The 18571-nt window shown below is 69.7% G+C and carries 14 protein-coding genes and 2 pseudogenes; 6 read left to right on the top strand and 10 right to left on the bottom strand.

Annotated features, from left to right (window positions below):
- Window positions 1–305 precede the first annotated feature (305 nt).
- Window positions 306–920: a DUF998 domain-containing protein gene (locus ACWKZU_RS12940; RefSeq protein ID WP_449282740.1), complete on the bottom strand. Its 615-nt coding sequence runs from the start codon at window positions 918–920 to the stop codon at window positions 306–308.
- A gap of 393 nt (window positions 921–1313) precedes the next feature.
- Here ACWKZU_RS12940 and ACWKZU_RS12935 point away from each other — a divergent pair, with 393 nt between their 5' ends.
- Window positions 1314–4775, top strand: coding sequence for a M14 family zinc carboxypeptidase (locus ACWKZU_RS12935; protein ID WP_449282739.1), 3462 nt, complete (start codon window positions 1314–1316; stop codon window positions 4773–4775).
- Window positions 4776–4937: 162 nt separating this feature from the next.
- On the opposite strand, the gene ACWKZU_RS12930 is transcribed toward ACWKZU_RS12935, so the two are convergent.
- Window positions 4938–6422 carry a Calx-beta domain-containing protein gene (locus ACWKZU_RS12930; protein WP_449282738.1) on the bottom strand — a complete coding sequence of 495 codons (1485 nt, stop codon included), beginning with the start codon at window positions 6420–6422 and terminating at the stop codon, window positions 4938–4940.
- 140 nt (window positions 6423–6562) lie between these two features.
- A complete protein-coding gene (locus tag ACWKZU_RS12925; protein ID WP_449282737.1) occupies window positions 6563–6784 on the bottom strand; it encodes a hypothetical protein in 222 nt (73 codons plus the stop codon).
- A gap of 342 nt (window positions 6785–7126) precedes the next feature.
- Here ACWKZU_RS12925 and ACWKZU_RS12920 point away from each other — a divergent pair, with 342 nt between their 5' ends.
- On the top strand, window positions 7127–8083 hold the full coding sequence (locus ACWKZU_RS12920) for a linear amide C-N hydrolase (RefSeq protein ID WP_449282736.1): 957 nt from the start codon (window positions 7127–7129) through the stop codon (window positions 8081–8083).
- Window positions 8084–8185: 102 nt separating this feature from the next.
- On the opposite strand, the gene ACWKZU_RS12915 is transcribed toward ACWKZU_RS12920, so the two are convergent.
- From ACWKZU_RS12915 to ACWKZU_RS12900, 4 genes are read right to left on the bottom strand one after another with little or no spacing between them, the layout of a single operon-like run.
- Window positions 8186–9319, bottom strand: coding sequence for an ABC transporter substrate-binding protein (locus tag ACWKZU_RS12915; protein WP_449282735.1), 1134 nt, complete (start codon window positions 9317–9319; stop codon window positions 8186–8188).
- Window positions 9312–10184: an ABC transporter permease gene (locus ACWKZU_RS12910; RefSeq protein ID WP_449282734.1), complete on the bottom strand. Its 873-nt coding sequence runs from the start codon at window positions 10182–10184 to the stop codon at window positions 9312–9314. The genes ACWKZU_RS12915 and ACWKZU_RS12910 overlap by 8 nt, the downstream gene beginning before the upstream one ends.
- A complete protein-coding gene (locus tag ACWKZU_RS12905) occupies window positions 10181–11137 on the bottom strand; it encodes an ABC transporter permease (protein WP_449282733.1) in 957 nt (318 codons plus the stop codon). The genes ACWKZU_RS12910 and ACWKZU_RS12905 overlap by 4 nt, the downstream gene beginning before the upstream one ends.
- On the bottom strand, window positions 11134–12294 hold the full coding sequence (locus ACWKZU_RS12900; protein WP_449282732.1) for an ABC transporter ATP-binding protein: 1161 nt from the start codon (window positions 12292–12294) through the stop codon (window positions 11134–11136). The genes ACWKZU_RS12905 and ACWKZU_RS12900 overlap by 4 nt, the downstream gene beginning before the upstream one ends.
- Before the next feature lie 155 nt (window positions 12295–12449).
- Between ACWKZU_RS12900 and ACWKZU_RS12895 the strand changes: the two genes are divergently transcribed.
- From ACWKZU_RS12895 to ACWKZU_RS12880, 4 genes and pseudogenes are all read left to right on the top strand, one after another.
- A complete protein-coding gene (locus ACWKZU_RS12895; protein ID WP_449282731.1) occupies window positions 12450–13223 on the top strand; it encodes a TetR/AcrR family transcriptional regulator C-terminal domain-containing protein in 774 nt (257 codons plus the stop codon).
- A gap of 144 nt (window positions 13224–13367) precedes the next feature.
- Window positions 13368–14531, top strand: a complete 1164-nt coding sequence (locus tag ACWKZU_RS12890) for an NAD-dependent formate dehydrogenase (RefSeq protein WP_449282730.1) — start codon at window positions 13368–13370, stop codon at window positions 14529–14531.
- A gap of 107 nt (window positions 14532–14638) precedes the next feature.
- Window positions 14639–15544, top strand: a complete 906-nt coding sequence (locus ACWKZU_RS12885) for a LysR family transcriptional regulator (protein ID WP_449282729.1) — start codon at window positions 14639–14641, stop codon at window positions 15542–15544.
- Between the two features lie 28 nt (window positions 15545–15572).
- A pseudogene (locus tag ACWKZU_RS12880) lies at window positions 15573–15971 on the top strand (HPP family protein); the annotation flags it as partial.
- A 47-nt stretch (window positions 15972–16018) separates the two neighbouring features.
- On the opposite strand, the gene ACWKZU_RS12875 reads toward ACWKZU_RS12880, so the two are convergent.
- From ACWKZU_RS12875 to ACWKZU_RS12865, 3 genes and pseudogenes are all read right to left on the bottom strand, one after another.
- The gene (locus tag ACWKZU_RS12875) at window positions 16019–16981 is read right to left on the bottom strand and encodes a PaaX family transcriptional regulator (protein WP_449282728.1); all 963 of its coding nucleotides are present in this window, start codon (window positions 16979–16981) and stop codon (window positions 16019–16021) included.
- Window positions 16981–18237, bottom strand: a complete 1257-nt coding sequence (locus tag ACWKZU_RS12870) for a kynureninase (protein WP_449282727.1) — start codon at window positions 18235–18237, stop codon at window positions 16981–16983. Before ACWKZU_RS12870 ends, ACWKZU_RS12875 begins: the two co-directional genes overlap by 1 nt.
- An 80-nt stretch (window positions 18238–18317) precedes the next feature.
- Window positions 18318–18571 (bottom strand): annotated as a pseudogene (locus tag ACWKZU_RS12865) (hydrolase); the annotation flags it as partial.

Raw genomic sequence — 18571 nt, 5'->3', positions numbered from 1 at the left:
CGACGCTGCTAGGTTGTGAATCGCGGTGCAGTTATCCACAGGTGGGCCTCGCAGAAACCGCGGAATCATGCGGCAGAACGCCGATTCACGATTTCGTGTGCGAGGGGGAACGGATCAGTTCAAGTCCCCCCTCGCGCACGAGAATGAATATGGCCCCTGACCTGGGATGAAGTTCTTCAGGTTGGGGGTCATTCGCGTGAGAAGCGCGGGACAAGGGCTGGGCGCCCCGGGGATGCTCGGTCAAGCGGGGTCCCGCCGCGATACGCCGGACGAGTGCACCGTTGTCGAGAGAACGAGCACCTTCTCTATGCAGTGGCGAGACTTGCGAACACCGAGGCGAGCCAGAGCCATCCGGGTACGATGAACAGCCGTTGCGCGAGCCCGGCCCGGGGCGAATCGTTCTCCCACGCCCTGCTCCAAACGGTGATCGCTGCGCAGAGAAGTACAGTCGTTGTGCCGGCACCGAGCTTCATCCACCACGCGGGCAAGGCGAACACCGCGATCAAGGCGACGGCGGGAAGTGAGAAGAACACGATTGCGCCTGCCAGATCGTGAAGCCGGTGATGCCAGCTCGGCTCGGCAGGGTCGCCCTCCGGGGCGCCGGGCGGATAGCCGCGACTCGGGTCCATGGGGGCTGCGGAACAGGTCAGCCCGATGCCGAAGATCAGTATGCCGTATGCGAGCAGCCCTGCGCCCTGCAGGAGCATGCCGATGGCTCCTGCAATGATCGCAAGGCCTGCCACTGCGAAGTTCGTCACCTGGATCCACCCGCGAGGACTCAGCGCGAGTGCGCTCACAGGGTGCCGGACAGGCGAGTAGCCGGGCCTGAGCCAGCCCTCGATGAGCATGACGACGAGGAACCCGCTGGATCCGATGGCTCCGGCCCAGAGGAGTTCGTCGACGATACTCGGAAGAGCCACGATGCAATTTTAGCGATCGTGTCGGTCGCGTTCTCGCCGTTGCGCCCGGCGGGCCGCAGCTGCGGCGGGGGAGACGGCCCGGGTGGTCGTGTCATGCACCCCGCAGGACGTGGCTTCGACGATGCATTCGGAGTCCTCCGGACGCGCTCGATCGCACCGACGATCTCCCCGAGAGAGTGAGAGCGGAGGGCCGCGTTCCCGCCGCCTCGGCACAGCCGTACCCTCCAGAGGATCATTGCAGGGGTCAATACTACGTATTGCGCAAATCGATCAATATCGCGCTGGCAGCATAGTAAATATTGACCCCCTCCCGAAATGCGGCCTAGGCTGCAGTTGTCCAATTCGGACACCTTAATGGGGAGGAATGACTCAATGACGAGTGAAGAGGTACACATGTTCCGAAGGAAACTCTTCGCGGGAATCGGCGGAGTGGCCGTGGCCACACTGCTGGTTTCTGCGTTCGGGCCGGCGGCGTATGCAGAAGACGGCCGGGGGCCGGGCACGGTTGTGGTCGAGCCCGTGCCGGCTCCCGCGCAGATCGAAGCGGCGGGGGTGGAACCGACCTCCGGCAACACGCTCGATATGCCGAAGTCGTATCCGTTCCAGCCGCAACTGAATTTCTTCCGCGATAATCCGACCGGACCCAACGGAGAACCCGACTACAACACCGCGGTCCCGAAGCTCATCTCCCACCCGGATATCGCTCCTCGGCTGACGGAGCTGATGAAGAAGAGCGATCGGGTCTCGGTGCAGACCATCGGCAAGTCGACCGAGGGACGCGATCTGTACCTCGTCACGGTGACCGCTCCCGAGACGGAGAGCTTCACGGCGCAGCAGGAGGCCTGGCGCAAGAAGATCCGCAACAATCCCCTCGCGGCGCAGAAGGACAGCAGCCTGCTGGCGGGATACAAGACCCCCATCTGGATCAGCAACAACATCCACGGCAACGAATGGGAGGGAACCGACGCGGCGCTGCAGTACATCGAGCACCTCGCGACGGCGCCGATGAGCGAGGTCGGATCGATCCTCCGCAACAATCGACTGTACTTCTCGCCGTCGCTGAACCCCGACGGGCGCACGAACGCCACCCGCGCGACGGCGCTCGGCCTGGATCCCAACCGCGACATGATCACCCTCACCACGCCGGAGGCGACCTCCTACACGCAGACGGCGAACGCCCTGCAGCCGATCTACACGGCTGACTTCCACGGGTACACGAGCGTGCTGCAGGTCGAGCCGACCGGACCCCCTCACGGTTCCAACTACGAGTACGATCTGCTGATCCCGCACAACTACGCGCTCGCGCTCGCCGTGGAGGATCACGTGACCGAGAAGCAGATCCCGGGGAACACCTACCTGACGGAGCCGCGGGGTTCGGTGACGAACACCCCCACTGACTACATCAAGATCCCCTACCGGGACACCGCATCGGGTTGGGACGACTTCCCGCCGATCTTCACCGCGCAGATCTCGCCCTTCTACGGGGCGCTGAGCGCCACGGTGGAGATCCCGAAGGGGCGCACCACCATCTCCGGCCGCAGCCTGATGACGCCCGAGAACGCCGTCATCAACCAGGCGAACGCCTACGAGACGATGGTGGCCATGGTCGACTACCTGAATACGCCGAGGGTGTCGCAGGATCTGCTCAAGGGGCAGATCGAGATGTTCGCCCGTGGCGCGCAGGGCACCCCCATCAAGGCGCTCACGGTCGACAACATCGCCGACGTGCCGGGCCCCGATCAGTGGAAGGCCGAGTGGGACGTCTCGGACGACCAGGAAGCGGTGGAGCTGCCGCGCGCGTACGTCATCCCCGTGGGAGACGGCCAGCGGTCGGCCAGCGACGCGAACCGTCTCGTCCAGCGCCTCCTCGACATGGGAGTTCAGGTCGGCACGCTGAACGCCGACACCGTGGTCGAGGGCACGACGTACCCGAAGGGCTCGTACGTCGTCGACATGCACCAGCCGCTGCGCGGGCTCGCGAACGTGCTGCTGGATCTCGGGGAGGACATCTCGAACAAGCTGCCCTCGATGTACGACATCTCGGCCTGGAGCCTCGGGTACGTCTGGGGCGCCACGGTCGACAAGGTCGGCTCGACGACCGACGCCGCGCCCATCGGCGCGAGCAAGCTCATCAGCGCCGTGACGCCGAATCTCGCGATGCCGGAGAACGGGTACCTGACGTTCGATCTCGCCGGTGTGGCCGACTATCAGGCGCTGAACGACCTGCTCGGGAGGGACGTCGCCGTGTCGATGCTCGAGGACGGTTCGGCCGTCGTGGCTGAGGCGGACGCGGCGGTCGTGTCCGAAGTCGCCGCGACGTACGACATCGCGGTGGAGCAAGCGACGAAGGCGGATCTCGCAGCGCTCGCTCAGCCGAGCACGAAGGGGCTGAAGGACCTCAAGCTCCTCTACGTGGGGAACCAGGACGACAAGCTCTCGCTGGAGGAGCTCGGGTTCGACGACCTCACGCAGGTGACTGCGGCGAGCATCCACGCCAACCCCGCTCTGCTGGACGGCGTCGACGTGATCTGGGTCGGCACGAACTTCAACTTCAGCGGCGCGCAGGCGGCAGGCCGGGACGCCGTGCAGGCGTGGGTGGACGCGGGAGGCTCCATCGCGGGCCGCTCCGCCGCGGCCAACACCGCGGCGAACGCCTTCGGGCTGCTGCAGGCGACGGCGATCGCGGGCAACAACTCGGGCAACGGCATCGTGAAGGTGGACACCCCCGACGGGTCGCTCCTGAAGCCGTACGAACAGGGCGCAGCGTTCGTCTACCCGGCGGTCTCGTTCACCGACCTCGGCGCGAACACCAAGGTCGAGCAGAGCTACGGGGCGGACAACCCGCTGCTCGCCGGTCACTGGCGCGCCACCAACGCGACGAACGGGCCGGAGGTGGCGGCCTCCAAGGCGTCGGTCATCTCGGGTGAGCACGCATCCGGCGGCAAGGCGGTCGTGTTCGGCACCTCCGTGGTGTTCCGCAACCATCCGAAGGGCGGGCTCAGCCAGGCCGCGCGCGGCATCTTCTGGGCTGCTCCCGAGGGCGAACGCGTGGTCGCTCCGGAGCCCAAGGACGCCACGCTCGATGTCGACGGCCTGTTCAAGGCCGACAAGGTGACGCTGCAGGATGGCATCACCCAGGCCGACATCGATCGGGTACTGGCGCTGGTGAACGAGATGGACGATTCGGCCGAGAAGACCGCTCTGCTGGCTCGTGTCGCGGAAGCGCAGCGGCAGCTGAGCAACCCGCCGCGGCCGTGCGTCGATCCGGGAAGCGTGGCGGTGTTCCTCGACACTCCGGTGGGACACAAGTTCTACAAGGAGATCGACTGGATGAGCTGCATGGGGCTGACCACCGGCATCAAGGTGCCCGGTGGGAAGAACTACGCGCCGAAGGACTCGCTCACCCGTGAGGCCATGGCCGCGTTCATCTATCGGCTCGAAGCTCCGAAGGGGTATGTCGCCCCCCAGGCTTCGCCGTTCGCCGACGTGAACCCGGGTGACAAGTTCTACACCGAGATCACGTGGATGCACCAGGCGGGCCTCTCGACGGGCATCAAGCAGGCGTCGGGCAAGCCGGTCTATGCGCCCAAGCAGTCGCTGACTCGCGAAGCGATGGCCGCCTTCATCTACCGTCTGCAGGCGAAGACCGACGAGCAGGTGAAGAACTACACTGCGCCGAAGACCTCGCAGCTGATCGACATGAAGGCGGGAGACCGCTTCTACAAGGAGATCAACTGGATGTACGACGCGAAGCTCACCACCGGCGTGAACTCACCGAACGGGAAGGAGTACCTGCCGAAGAACTCGCTGAGCCGCGAGGCGATGGCCGCGTTCATCTACCGTCTCAGGTACTGACCGTCACCGTCACCGCACGCGAGTGAACCCGCACGGCCCGGCCTTCCACGTGAAGGCCGGGCCGTGCGTCGTGATCGGGGCCCGGGGATCCGCGCACCGCACGGGAACGGCGCGGGATCCGCTCGGATCCCGCGCCGTTCCCGTGCGCGTCGTGAAGGCGGATCAGCCGAGTCGGCGGCTGCGGCGCCACGGCACGACGAGGGCCGCGCCCGCGCCGAGCAGGACCGCGGCTGCCGCGATCGCCATCGTGAGCTCGGATCCCGTCGCGACGAGTCCGGTCGCCGGTGCGTCGGTGTCCTCTGCCGCAGGTGCGGGGTCGGAGTCGTCGTCGGTCGTTGTATCCGTGGGATCGTCCGTCGGGTCGTCCGTGGGGTCGGGGGCGGGTGCGGGAACGTCGTTCGCCGCGATCGTCACCGTCGCCGTGTCCACTGCGATCGCGGGGGCCGGCCCCGTCGTGCTGGCGGGGCCGGCGAGCACGACGGTGAACGTCTCCTCGCCCTCCTGCTCCGCGTCGTCGATGAGCGGAACGGTGATCGTGGCGCTCGTGTCGCCCGGCGCGAAGGCGAGCGTGCCGCTCGTCGCGACGTAGTCGGCCCCGGCCGTCGCCGTGCCGTCGACCGTGCTGAACTCCACGCTGTCGGAACCCCCCGTGGCGCCGGTCCGCGTCACGGTGAGCGAGACGGTCGCGTCGCCCTCCGCGGCGTCCGCGTCCGCGATCGCGATCTCGGGCTGCGGGTCGGTGTCGACGATCGTCGCCGTCGCCGAGGCGACGCTGATGGTCGGCGTCGGCGTCCCGGCGGCATTGCTGAGCTGCAGGCCGAAGGTCTCGTCGCCCTCGTGCACGGCGTCGTCGATGAGCGGAACGGCGATCGTGCCGCTCGTGTCGCCCGGCGCGAGGGTGAGGGTGCCGCTCGTGGCCGTGTAGTCCGCGCCGGCGGTGGCGGTGCCGTCGACCGTCGTGTAGTCGACCGTCTCCTCGTCCGAGACCGGTCCGGTGCGCGTCACGGTGAAGACCGCGGTCGCGTCCCCCTCATCCGCGGTGGTGTCGGCCAGCGCGAGATCCGAGGCCGACTCGATGTCCAGCGACCACGAGTTCAGGGTGCCGGAGTCCTCGGTCGAGACGTCCCGGACGGTGAGCACCCAGTCTCCGGCCGCGCTCTCGCCGGCGAAGGCGCTGAGCGCCTGCATCGGCGAGTAGCTCGCGCCGGCCGACCCGTAGTTCTCTATCGAGGTCGCGGCGGCGTCCGAGAGCGTCGCCACGATGTTGTCGCCGCTCGAACCGCAGTTGGTGGAGCGGAGCACGCGGTCGACCAGCCGGATCGTGGTGCCGGCGGGCGACGTGAGATCCACGATGAGGTCCGACTGCCAGGTGTGGCTGATGTTCAGGCCGACCTGCAGATCCGAGACGGAGACGGCATCGGGCACCGAGATGGTGCTGGTGGCCACGCCCTCCGAGGTGTTGACGTTGCAGTCGCCGCCCGTGGCATCCGGGATGGCCACCGGCGCGGTGCTCGAGTAGCTCGTGGACGCGGCCATCGCGGCGCTCGGCAGCGCTGCGACGGCCATGGCCGAGCCCACGAGTGCGACGACCGCGACGCGGCCTATTGCGGTTGCGCGACGGAACGGCCGCGACGTCGATGCGGTCATGACGATTACTCCCGGTTCACCGTGGCGCGATCTTCAGCGATGCGTGCGCCACTTGAGCGACCCCCCGCGGAAAGTATACGGGGTCTACTGTTGCTCTGCGGAGCATCCGGGATTCTGACGGACGTCGACGATGCCGCGGGTTACTCGCGCCCCTCGAGGACCTGCATCGCCAGGTCGTCGACCGCGTCGTCGGCGAGTTCGATCCCCGCGCGTGCGAGCCGTGCGCGGATCATCTCCGCCGCGTGCTCCCGCGTGGCCGTCGGCGCCGTGTCGCGCACCTCGGCCAGGATCGTCGCCACCGTGGCGGTGTCGTCGGGATTCAGGTCCTCCGTGCTCCCGTCGCGGTTCGCCGTGTCGTTCATGCTCGATCCACCTCTCTGCGCTGACGATGCCGTCTCACCCCGGGCAGCCCCGTCTCTCGAAGACTATCCGCCGCTCCGGGATCCGGGATCGGGGTTGCCGTTCGACGGCCCGGCCGCTAGCCGGGGCCGGCCGATCCGTGGCGAACGTTCTCGCGCCCCGGGTTCGCGGACTCCGAGAGCCGCAGCGCCGAGCCGATCCGCTCGGCGAGGGCGGTCCGTTCGTGCGGGTACGGGAGACCGGCGGGTGCTAGGGCCCGGTGAGTGCGGGAGACCCGGTGGGTGAAGCAGTGCGGGGGCCGCTGGGCATATCGGCGGGTTCCGGGCGCCGCATAGGATGAGGCCATGTGCACTCGTTTCCTGTGGTCCTCCGGAGGTTCCCCCGGTGGCGGTCTGGTGTTCGTCGGCCGCAGCATGGACTGGTTCGAGGACACGCGCACGGTGCTCGCGCTGCGCCCGCGCGGCGAGCGGCGCGAGAGCGCGGCCGGTGATCCCGGCGGCTTCACCTGGGTCTCGGACTACGGCAGCGTGGTCGCGCTGATGTACGGGCGGATCGCGGTCGACGGGATCAACGAAGCCGGCCTGCAGGCGAGCGGGTTGTACCTGACGGAGTCCGACTACGGGGAGCGCGACGCCGGGCGACCGGCGCTCGGCCTGCAGCAGGCGATCCAGTGCCTGCTCGATCGTTTCCCCACCGTCGCCGCGGCCGTCGCCTGGCTCACCGAGAGCCGCGTGCAGATCATTCCGCTCGAGATCGGCGGGAAGCCGGGAACGGGACACATCTCGCTCGCAGATGTCGGCGGCGACTCCGCGATCGTCGAGTTCCTGGACGGACGGCTGAGCGTGCACCACGGTCCCGGCTACACGGTCATGGCCAATTCGCCCGCCTACGACGAGCAGCTCGACCTCCAGCGACGCTACGCGGGCCTGGGCGGACGCGACCCTCTTCCCGGCGGCACCGACTCGCCCGACCGCTTCGCCCGCGCGGCCTACTACTCGGCGCATCTGCCGGCGACCGACGATCCGAGGCAGGCGGCCGCGCAGGTGTTCAGCGTGATCCGCAACGCCTCGGCGCCGTTCGGCACCGTGGACGAGGCGCGACCGAACATCTCGACGACGCGCTGGCGCACGGTCGCCGACCTCAGCAGCCGGCGCTACTTCTTCGAGTCCACGCTGTCGCCCAACGTGGTCTGGGTCGATCTCGACCGCCTGTCGTTCGAGCCGGGCCCCGACCGGATCCTCGACCTGGTCCACGAGGCCGGGCTCGTGGGCGAGCAGAGCGGCGGGTTCGTCGCCGCGTAGCGCCGAGCGCGAGGAGGGCCGGACGGATCCGCCCGCAGCTGCGAACGCGGCGGAGGCCCCCGGCGCAACCGCCGGGGGCCTCCGCTTCCGAGCGCGAAGCGCTCAGCCCTTGAAGGTCTCGAAGATCTTCGTGTAGTTCGTCATCTCCTCGTTGTTGCAGGGCTGCACCGGCCGCGCGAGGTCGTAGCCCTCGGGCAGCACGATCGCCTCGCTGTTCGCGAGCTCCTCGTTCATCAGCTCCTGGGTCCCCTCGACGCCCGAGGCGTAGGCCTGGTAGTTGACCGCCACGGCCATGTTCTCGGGGTCGAGCATCCAGTTGAGGAACGTCTTCGCCTGGTCGACGTTCTTCGCGCCGACCGGGATGGTGAAGTTGTCCTGCCAGAGCGCGATGCCCTCCTCCGGGTAGACGTAGGTCAGCGACGGCCGCTCCTGCATCGCGCGGTGCGCGGCGCCGTTCCAGATCATCGCCATCGCCTGCTCGCCGTTGGCGAGCCGCTCGAGGATGCCGTCGCTGTTGATGGTGCCCACGCGCGGCTTGAAGTCGACGAGCAGATCCTGCGCCGCCTGCAGCTCGGCGCCGTCGGTGGTGCAGAACTCGCCGCCGGTGACCCGCAGCGCCGCGTTCACGACCTCGCTCTGGTCGTTCATCGTGCCCACCTTGCCGGCCGACTCGGGCGGGTTGAAGTAGTCGCTCCACGAGGTGAGCTCCTCGGTGATCACGTCGGTGTCGTAGGCGAACGACGTGGTGCCGTAGAGGTACGGCGTCGAGTACATGCGCCCCTCGTCGAAGTAGACGTCCATGAAGTCGTCCTGGATGTTGCCGCCGTTCGGCAGGCTCGACGCATCGAACTCGAGCAGCAGCCCGTCGTTCTTCAGGATCTCCACCATGTAGTCGGTCGGCACCACCACGTCGTATCCGGCGCCGTCCGAGGCCCGCAGCTTGGCCTCGAGGCTCTCGTTGCTGTCGTAGTAGTCGACGTTGAGCGCGATCCCCGTGTCCTCGGTGAACTTCTTCACCAGCTCCTCGGGGTAGTAGTCGCTCCAGGTGTAGAGGTTCACCTCGCCGCTCGTCGCCTCGACGTACTCGGTCGACGCCGCGCCGTCGCCGCCCGCATCGCCGCCGGAGTCGGTGACCCCGCCGCCGCAGGCGGTCAGCGCCAGTGCGCCGGCCGCGGTGAGCGCGATCGCGGTTCCGATGCGTGCACCGCGTCGTGCACTGCCGTGTGTTCTACGCATGCTGTTTGCTCCTTCGTTGTGATTGCAGGAATGTGATGGTCGTGACGACGATGGCGAGGATGAGCAGCAGCGTCGCGATGACGTTGACCGCCGGGCTCGCGCCGCGCCGGATCAGGCTGAAGAGGAACACCGGCAGCGGCGTCGCCCCCGAGGCCGACAGGAAGTTCGAGATGATGAAGTCGTCGAGCGAGATCACGAACGCGAGCACGGCGCCCGAGATGATGCCGGGCACGAGGAGCGGGAGTGTGATCCGGCGGAACATCTGCCAGGAGCTGGCGCCGAGATCCGTCGCCGCCTCGAAGTAGGAGGTGCCGAGGCTCTTCAGGCGCGCCCGCACGGGCATCAGCGCGAACGGGATGCAGAACGAGGTGTGGGCGAGCATCAGCGCGAGCATGCCGGGCTGCAGGCCGATCATGCGGATGAAGCCGAGTGTGGCGACCGCGAGCACGATCTCCGGGATCACGAGGGGCGCGGTGAGGATCGCGGTCGCGATGCCGCTGCCCTTCGCCCGCAGCTGCTCGACGGAGAGCGCGAACAGGATCGAGAAGATCGTCGACACGATCGTGGCCACGACCGCGATCTGCAGCGACACGATCAGGGCGTTCAGGAGATTGGCGTTCTGGGCGACCTCGCCGAACCAGCGCACGCTGAAGCCGCGCCACACCAGCGCGGAATCGCCGTCGTTGAAGGCGTAGATCGTCGTGATGAGGATCGGCAGGTAGAGGAACACGATGCCGAAGACCGCGATGGGCGCGATGGCCGGGAAGTCGTGCAGCCGGAGCGCGCGCGGGGGCTTGCGGATCGCGGGCGCGGCATCGGCGGGCCCGTCGGACGGGTGCGTGTTCACGGTGGCCGGAGCGGTCATAGCGAGATCTCCACCTTCTTCCCGGACTTCCGGGAGTAGAGCGCGATCGCGATGAGCGCGATCATGAGCACGATGAGGATGATCACCGAGAGCGCCGCGCCGAACGGCCAGTTGCGGGAGTCGCCGAACTGCGAGGCGATCAGGTTGCCGATGAGGAGCACCTTGCCGCCGCCGAGCAGCACCGGCTGCACGTAGGAGCCGAAGGCCGGCATGAACACGAGCAGCACGCCGGAGACGATGCCGGGGGTCGCGAGCGGCAGGATGATGCGCCGCACCACGGTCGACTTGCGGGCGCCGAGATCGTAGGCCGCCTCGGCGAGCCGGAAGTCGAAGCCGGCGAGCGAGGCGTAGATCGGCAGCACCATGAACGGCAGGAACGTGTAGATGAGGCCGAGCTGCGAGGCCAGCGGGGTGTAGAGGAGTTCGAGCTTCGGGAACCCGAAGAGGTTCAGGCCGGTGTTCACGATGCCGTTGTCGTTGAGGATCAGCATCCAGGCGTAGGTGCGCACCAGCAGGTTGGTCCAGAACGGGATCGTGATGAGGAGCACCAGCACGTTCTGCAGCTTCTCGGGGCGGGTCGCGATCCAGAGGGCGATCGGGAAGGCGAGCAGCAGGCACACGATCGTGGTGATCGCCCCCTGCAGCAGCGAGTCGCCGAAGACCGTCAGGTAGCGCGGATCGAACGTCGTGTTGCCGAGGAAGTCGGTCTGGAACAGGAAGTTGACGTACGGCTCCAGCGTGAACTCGTAGATCACGCCGCCGCCCTGGGGCGGGCGCGACATGAACGAGAAGATCACGATGACGACGAGCGGGCCGAGCGTGAAGAGCGCCGCGACGAGGAGTGCGGGGACGACCCAGGGCCAGGGGAAGCGGCCGGGCGCGCGCTCGTGCCGCTTCGCGGCGGACACCGGCACCATGTTCACCCCGGTGCGGTCGTCGAGCCGAGTGCTCATGCGCCGGCCGCCGGCTCGGGGGCGAGGGGGCGCAGCGCCTCGGTCTCGGCGTACAGCGAGACCTCGGCGTCGGGCCGGATGCCCGCGTCGAACGGGGGCGGCACCCGCACCGCCAGCTCCGCGCCGTTCTCGAGGCGCACGGTGCAGCGCAGGTCGGTGCCCATGTACACGAGCTTCGAGATGCGGCCCGCGGCGAAGCGCTCGCCGCCGGGGGAGAGGTGGATCCGCTCGGGCCGGATGGTGAGGGTGACGGTGCCGTCGGGGGTGGGGACCGTCTTCGGCAGTGCGACCGGGTCTCCGCCGGGCAGCGTGACCACGAGGCGCTCGCCCTCGGGCCCGTCCGTGCGTGCGACCGGCGCGTCGAGGAAGTTGGTCTCGCCGATGAAGTCGGCGACGAAGCGGCTCGTGGGCCGCTCGTAGATGTCCTCGGGGGTGCCGATCTGCTCGGGGCGGCCCTGGTTGAAGACCGCGATCCGGTCGCCCATGCTGAGCGCCTCCTCCTGATCGTGCGTGACGAACACGAAGGTGATGCCGGTGGTGCGCTGCAGGCGCTTGAGCTCGGACTGCATGCCGCGTCGCAGCTTCAGGTCGAGGGCGGCCAGGGGCTCGTCGAGCAGCAGCACCTCCGGCTCCTTCGCGAGCGCGCGGGCCAGCGCGACGCGCTGCTGCTGGCCGCCGGAGAGCTGCGCCGGCTTGCGATTGGCCATGCCCTGCAGCTGCACGAGCTCGAGCATCTCGGCGACGCGGGCCTTGACCTCCTGCTTCGAGCGGCGCTCCATCTCGAGCCCGAAGGCGATGTTCTCGGCGATCGTCAGGTGGGGGAAGAGGGCGTAGGACTGGAAGACCGTGTTCACGGGCCGGGCGTGCGGCGCCAGCTGGTCGATCCGGGTGCCGCCGAGGCGGATCTCGCCCGCGTCGAGCGTCTCGAGTCCCGCGATCCCGCGCAGCAGCGTCGTCTTGCCGCATCCGGAGGGGCCGAGCATCACGAAGAACTCGCCCTGCTCGATCGTGAAGGAGACGTCGTCGATCGCGTTGACGAAGGTCTTCTCGGGTGTGACGAAGGTCTTCCTCACGCCGGAGATCGTGAGCGCCTGCGAGGGCGAGGCTCCGGTGGCGCTGCGATCGGGGTCGGTGACGGTGGTGCTGGGCAGAGTCATGCACGGCCTACTTCCTGCTTCATTGCAAGGTCTTGTCGCATAAAGCTAACGGCATTAGATTTGAGGCGCAAGGGTCGTTATCGAAGCGTTTCCGTTCCTTCTCGAACTCGAAATCTCGGGGCGCGATCATCGGCACAACGGCGAAAGGGCGGATCATGGACCGGACCGGCGATCCCGAGCGCGCGCGCCGTCGCCCCGGGCGCCCGTCGCGCCCGCCGCTCACCGAGGAGGCCATCGCGCGAGAGGCCCTCGCCATCATCGACGAGCTCGGCTGGCCGGCCTGCACGATGAAGCTGCTCGCCGAGCGCCTGGGCGTGCGCGCTCCCTCGCTCTGCCACCACGTCGACGGTCAGCGCGGGATCATCGAGCTCGTGCGCGGCCTCATCGTGCGGGAGATCCACGACCCGGCGATCCTCGAGCTGCCCTGGCGCGATGCGATCCAGGAGTTCGGGCTCGCGTACTACCGCGCCTTCGCCCGGCACCCGAACACGATCCAGGTGCTGAGCACGACCCCCGTGCGCAACGCCGAGACGCTGCGGATGTACGAGTCGTTCATGCGGACGCTGGTGCGCGACGGCTGGGAGCTGCCGCGCGCCTTCGAGGCGATGGTGGGCCTCGAATACCTGGCGCTCGGCTTCGCCTACGACTGGAGCGCCGGCGACCTCCTCCTGGACCACGAACTGATCGCGAGCCAGAGCCTGCCGCTGCTCGCCGAGGTGACGCGCGGCCAGAGCGACCAGCGCGCGGTCGCCGAGACCACGTTCCTCAGCCTGCTCGGACACTACGGCGACATGTTCCAGCGGCCGGCGGAGGCGCCGTCGGTCGCTCCCGTGGAGGCGGCTCCCGTGGAGGTCGCTCCTGTGGAGGTCGCCCCCGCGGGGGCCGCTCCCGCGGGGGCCGCCGAGGTGCTCCGAGCCGGACGCGACTGAGCCGATCCCCGCTCACCGCGGTGGTCCGGGGACTTCGATCGCCGACGCCGATGAGCTGTGCGGAACTGCCTGATGGCTTTCCTGAGCGGCCGTTCCTAGCCTGGAAGCGGCACATCATCGGTGCCTCATCCGAAGGAGTTCTCATTGGCTAAAGTACTGCTGGTCCTCTTCCCCGACCCGGTCGACGGATACCCGCCGGCGTACGCCCGCGACTCGATCCCCGTGATCGAGCGCTACCCGAACGGGCAGACGCTCCCCACCCCCGAGCGCATCGACTTCACCCCCGGAGAGCTGGTCGGCAGCGTGTCCGGCGAGCTGGGCCTGCGGACCTATCTCGAGGGCCTCGGGCACGAGCTCGTCGTCATCAGCGACAAGGAGGGCCCGGACTCCGACTTCGAGCGCGAACTCGTCGACGCCGAGATCATCATCTCGCAGCCGTTCTGGCCCGCCTACCTCACGCCCGAGCGCATCGCCCAGGCGAAGAACCTGCGCCTGGCGGTCACGGCCGGCATCGGCAGCGACCACGTCGACCTCAACGCCGCGAACGAGTACGGCATCACGGTCGCCGAGGTCACCTACAGCAACAGCATCGGCGTGGCGGAGCACACCTGCATGATGGTGCTCTCGCTCGTGCGCGACTACCTGTGGCAGCACCGCATCGCCGCCGAGGGCGGCTGGAACATCGCCGACGCGGTCAAGCGCTCCTACGACCTCGAGGGCATGGACGTGGGCGTCTTCGCGGCGGGCCGCATCGGCCGCGCGGTGATCGAGCGCCTCGCACCCTTCGGCGTGCGTCTGCACTACACCGACCGGCATCGCCTGCCGCGCGAGTACGAGGAGCAGTACGGCCTCACCTTCCACGAGGACATCCGCGAGCTCGTGCGCGATATCGACGTCCTCACCGTGCACGCCCCGCTGACCGAGGAGACCGCGGGCCTCATCGACGACGAGCTGCTGTCGACCATGCGGCGCGGCTCGTACATCGTGAACCCCGCGCGCGGGGCGATCGCGGATCGCGACGCCATCGTGCGCGCGCTCGAGAACGGCCGGCTCGCCGGGTATGCGGGCGACGTGTGGAACCCGCAGCCGGCCCCGGCCGACCACCCGTGGCGCACCATGCCGCACAACGGCATGACCCCGCACACCTCGGGCGCATCGCTGCCGTCTCAGGCGCGCTACGCCGCCGGCACGCGCGAGATCCTGGAGAGCTACTTCGAGGGTCGCCCGATCCGGCCCGAGTACCTTATCGTCGAAGGCGGGGCGTACGCCGGAACCGGCGCGCACTCGTACGCGAAGCAGGAGCAGTAGGGCGGGCCGCGAGGCCCTCGCGATGCATCCCGCCCGAGCGAGCGGCGCCCCCGCTCCGGTTCCCGCCGGAGCGGGGCACCGCCCCTGACGCGAGAGCGGGAGGCGCGGTGCTGTTCACGCAACTGGAGTACTTCGTGGCCGTCGCGCGGGCCGAGCACTTCGGCCGCGCCGCGGCCGCCCTGTACGTCTCGCAGTCCGCGCTCTCCGAGGGCATCCGCAAGCTCGAGACCGAGCTCGGCGTTCCGCTGATCCGCCGGGGCCGCACCTTCCAGGGGCTCACCCCGGAGGGGGAGCTCGTGCTGAAGTGGGCGCAGCGCATCCTCTCGGGATACCGCGCGCTCGGCGACGAACTCACCGATGCCCGCGATCGGCTGGCGTCCCACCTGCGGTTCGGCACCATCCCCTCGGGCGTCGCCCACGCGGCGTCGCTGCTCTCGACGTTCGGCGCAGCGCATCCGCTGAGCCGCGCGTCGCTCACGGGAGGCCTCACCTCCGAGCAGATCGTCGCCGGTCTGCACGGCTACGAACTGGACGCCGGCCTCATCCACCCCTCGGCGGCCGATGGAGCCGATCTGCTCACGATCCCCGTGTACGAGGATCGAGCCGTGGCGGTGGTGGGGACGGGCCTCCCGCTCGAGGACGGGCCGATCACCGGCCGCGCGCTCGCCGAACTGCCGCTCTGCCTCCTGGACCGGCGCATGCGCGCCCGGCAGCTGCTCGACCGGGCCGCCGCGGACCACGGCATCGTGCTCGAGCCCCGCTTCGAGGCGGACTCCGTCGAGGGGCTCCTCATGCTCGTGCGCACGGGCCCCTGGGCCGCCGTGGTCCCCGAATCCGCCGTCCGCCTGCGCGGAGACGATCCCACCCTCCGGGTGCTCCCCATCGCCGCCCCCGAGATCCTCATGCCCGTCATGCTGGCCCGGCTGGCCGACGAACCGATGTCGCCGCTCGCCTCCGCGATCGACGCCGCCGCCGCACGCGCGTTCGGAGGTGATCCGCCGGACCCGCGGTGATGCCGGGCCCACACCCACAAGGAAGACCATGCTCCCCCGACTGCTCGCCCGCCCTCAGCCCGCAATGCCCCTGAGCCGGGTGCTGTTCGCCGGATTCGCGGGAGCGGTGGTGGTCGCGGTGCTCGCCTTCCTCTCCGACCCGGTCGGCCTCCCGGTGCTCGTCGCCGGCTTCGGCTCCTCGTGCGTGCTGGTGTTCACCTTTCCGCACTCCCCGCTGGCGCAGCCGATGAGCGTCGTCTGCGGACACCTCGTCTCCACGCTCAGCGGTCTCTGCGTCGCGGCGGTGCTGCCCGTCACCTGGTGGAGCATCGCGCTCGCCGTCGGGCTCGCGCTCGCGGCGATGGCCGTGCTGCGCGTCTCCCACCCGCCGGCGGGCGGCAGCCCGATCGCCGTGATGACCGCCGGTGCCGGCTGGTCGTACCTCGTCACCCCGGTGCTGGTCGGGGTGCTCATCATCGTCGCGTTCGGGCTGATCTACCAGCGGTTCCTCGTGCCGCACCCGCGACCGGCGGCACCGGCCGAGGGCGGCGTGCGGGATCCCGGGCCCGCGACGCGGTCCTCCGAGTCGGCGACCTCTTCCACGTGGACGGCTCCCGCGACGCCGACGGCTCCCGCGACGCCGTCGACGTAGGCGCTCGCGGGCTCGGCCGTCGCCGCGCGCAGCCCGAGGTACAGCTCCGCGCTGCGCCCGCCGGGCCAGTCGCGCGGCAGGAGCGCGGGCGGCAGCCCGGGGTCGAGGTAGGGGATGGGGCGCCAGGAGTCGAGGGCCCCGATCCACAGTCGGAACGCGGTGGCCTCCGAGGGATCCTCGGCCCACGCGGTGAGATCGGCGGCGTGCGCCGCGAGGAAGCCGTCGTGCAGATCTCGGATCGCTCCCAGATCCCACCACCGCGCGACGAGCTCGGGCAGCGGCGCCGCGCCGCGCACCTCGTGGGTGAGGAACGTCGTCGTGTGCTCCGTCAGCCCCAGCCGCTGCACGATGTCCTCGGCCTCGTCGCGCAGGAAGGCCGGCAGGATCCACAGGCCCTGCGAGACGTGGCCCGCGCCGATCCACGAGAGCTGCCTGCGCAGCTGGTGCCGCGCCTGCCGCCGGCTCTCCGGCACGCTGAACGAGACGAGGCACCAGGCGTCGCCGTCCTCCATGCTGCGCGGCCGGTGGATGCGGCGATCGCCGCGGGCGAGCATGGCGCTGCCAGCCGGGGTGAGCGCGTAGCCGGGCTGCCGCCCCTTCGGCTCGGAGACCAGCAGGCCCTTCGCCCGCACCCGCGCGAGCGCCGTGCGCGTGCGCTCCGGGCTGACCCCGACGGCGCCCAGCAGCTCCACGAACGCCGCGGTCGGCAGCCGGCCGCCGCGATCCCGCAGCACCGCCCCGATGACGGTGCGCAGCAGCGAAGTCGCGCTCCCGGGCCGGGAGTCGAGGTCGTCGAGCACCTCCATCAGGCGTCCGCCGCCCCGGCCCCTTGCTCCAGCAGCTCGGCGAGCACGTCGAGTCCGAGCGCCACCTCGGCGAACGAGGTGCTGAGCGGCGACAGGCCGATGCGCATGCCCTGCGGCGGGCGGAAATCGGGGATCACGCCCCGCTCCCAGAGCTCGGCGGTGAGCCGCTTGAAGTCGGGGTGCTCGAGGGTCACGTGGCTGCCGCGCACCGCCGGGTCGCGGGGGCTGATCACCCGCACGCCGAAGCGGGCCAGGTGCGCGTCGGCGTAGTCGATCACGAAGCCGGTCAGCGCGAGCGACTTGCGGCGGATCGCTTCGATCCCGGCCTCCTCGATGAGCGCGAGCATGTCCTGCATCGGCTGCATGCCGAGGATCGGCGGCGTGCCCGAGATGAGCTGCCGGATGCCCGCCGAGGGGGCGTAGGCGTCGGTCATCGCGAAGGGATCCGCGGTGCCGAGCCACCCCTGGATGGGCTGTCGGATCGCGCCGTGGAGCCGCTCGGCGACGTAGGCGAAGGCCGGCGATCCCGGGCCGCCGTTCAGGTACTTGTAGGTGCAGCCCACTGCGAGGTCCGCCCCGGTCTCGTCCAGCCGCACGTCGATCGAGCCGACGGAGTGGCACAGGTCCCACAGCACCAGGGCGCCGGCCTCGTGGGCGACATCGGTGATGGCGGCCATGTCGGCGATGTAGCCGGACTTGAAGGCGACGTGGCTGAGCAGGACGAGCGCGGTGCCGGGGCCCGCGGCCGCGCGCACCTCGTCGACGGTGACGCCCGCTGCGGGATCCGGCTCGATCCACCGGATGGAGCGTCCCGTCTCGGCGGCGACGCCCTCGAGGATGAAGCGGTCGGTGGGGAAGTTCTCGGTGTCGGCGACGATCTCGTCGCGGTCGGAGCGCGCGTCGAGCGCGGCGCGCACGAGCTTGTACAGCAGCACCGAGGTCGAGTCGGCCACCACGGTCTGCCCCGGGGCGGCCCCGATAGCCGCGCGCCCGATCGTGTCGCCGAGGCGGGTCGGCTCGTCCATCCAGGTCTCGTCCCAGGCGCGGATCAGGCGGCCGGCCCAGGTCGTCTCCACGAGCCGCGACAGCCGGTCGCCGGTGGCGGCGAGCGGCCGGCCGAGCGAGTTGCCGTCGAGGTAGGACACGACATCGGGGTGCTGGACGAACCGCTCGTGGAAGCGGGCGAGCGGATCGGCGCCGTCGAGCGCGGCCGCGCGCTCGACGGCGGGGGAGAGGGTGACGGGGTTCGTGGTCACGGGTGCTCCTTCGGGTGCGGTGTGCGGGCAGGGTGACGGGGCGTGTTGCGCAGGATGACGGGGAGGCATGTCGTGCAGAGTCATGGGGGCGGTGCGGAGGAGGCCGTGCGGAGCCAGGCGATGAGCTCGGTCGCGGTGCGCGGCGGCGGCTCGGGAGAGGTGAGGAATCCGGCGGGATCCGCGGCCGGCATCACGGTCTCGAGCAGGCGCTCGCCGTCGAGGCCGGTTTCGCCGAGCAGCTCGATCTCGCGCTCGTTCACGCCGACCGGGGCCGGTCCGTTGCCGAGGTCGGTGCCGTAGGCGATCCGCCCGCCGAGCGCCGCGTAGCGGCGGG

This window comes from Leucobacter sp. (genome assembly GCF_053528595.1).
The sequence above is the reverse complement of the archived record's forward strand: the minus strand, read 5'-3'. Positions and strand labels throughout refer to the sequence as shown.

Coding starts and splice junctions, on each gene's coding strand:
- ACWKZU_RS12875 (WP_449282728.1), bottom strand. CDS start 16,981: ATGGAGGTGCTCGACGACCTCGACTCCCGGCCCGGGAGCGCGACTTCG.
- ACWKZU_RS12915 (WP_449282735.1), bottom strand. CDS start 9,319: ATGCGTAGAACACACGGCAGTGCACGACGCGGTGCACGCATCGGAACC.
- ACWKZU_RS12930 (WP_449282738.1), bottom strand. CDS start 6,422: ATGACCGCATCGACGTCGCGGCCGTTCCGTCGCGCAACCGCAATAGGC.
- ACWKZU_RS12905 (WP_449282733.1), bottom strand. CDS start 11,137: ATGAGCACTCGGCTCGACGACCGCACCGGGGTGAACATGGTGCCGGTG.
- ACWKZU_RS12895 (WP_449282731.1), top strand. CDS start 12,450: ATGGACCGGACCGGCGATCCCGAGCGCGCGCGCCGTCGCCCCGGGCGC.
- ACWKZU_RS12935 (WP_449282739.1), top strand. CDS start 1,314: ATGTTCCGAAGGAAACTCTTCGCGGGAATCGGCGGAGTGGCCGTGGCC.
- ACWKZU_RS12920 (WP_449282736.1), top strand. CDS start 7,127: ATGTGCACTCGTTTCCTGTGGTCCTCCGGAGGTTCCCCCGGTGGCGGT.
- ACWKZU_RS12900 (WP_449282732.1), bottom strand. CDS start 12,294: ATGACTCTGCCCAGCACCACCGTCACCGACCCCGATCGCAGCGCCACC.
- ACWKZU_RS12925 (WP_449282737.1), bottom strand. CDS start 6,784: ATGAACGACACGGCGAACCGCGACGGGAGCACGGAGGACCTGAATCCC.
- ACWKZU_RS12910 (WP_449282734.1), bottom strand. CDS start 10,184: ATGACCGCTCCGGCCACCGTGAACACGCACCCGTCCGACGGGCCCGCC.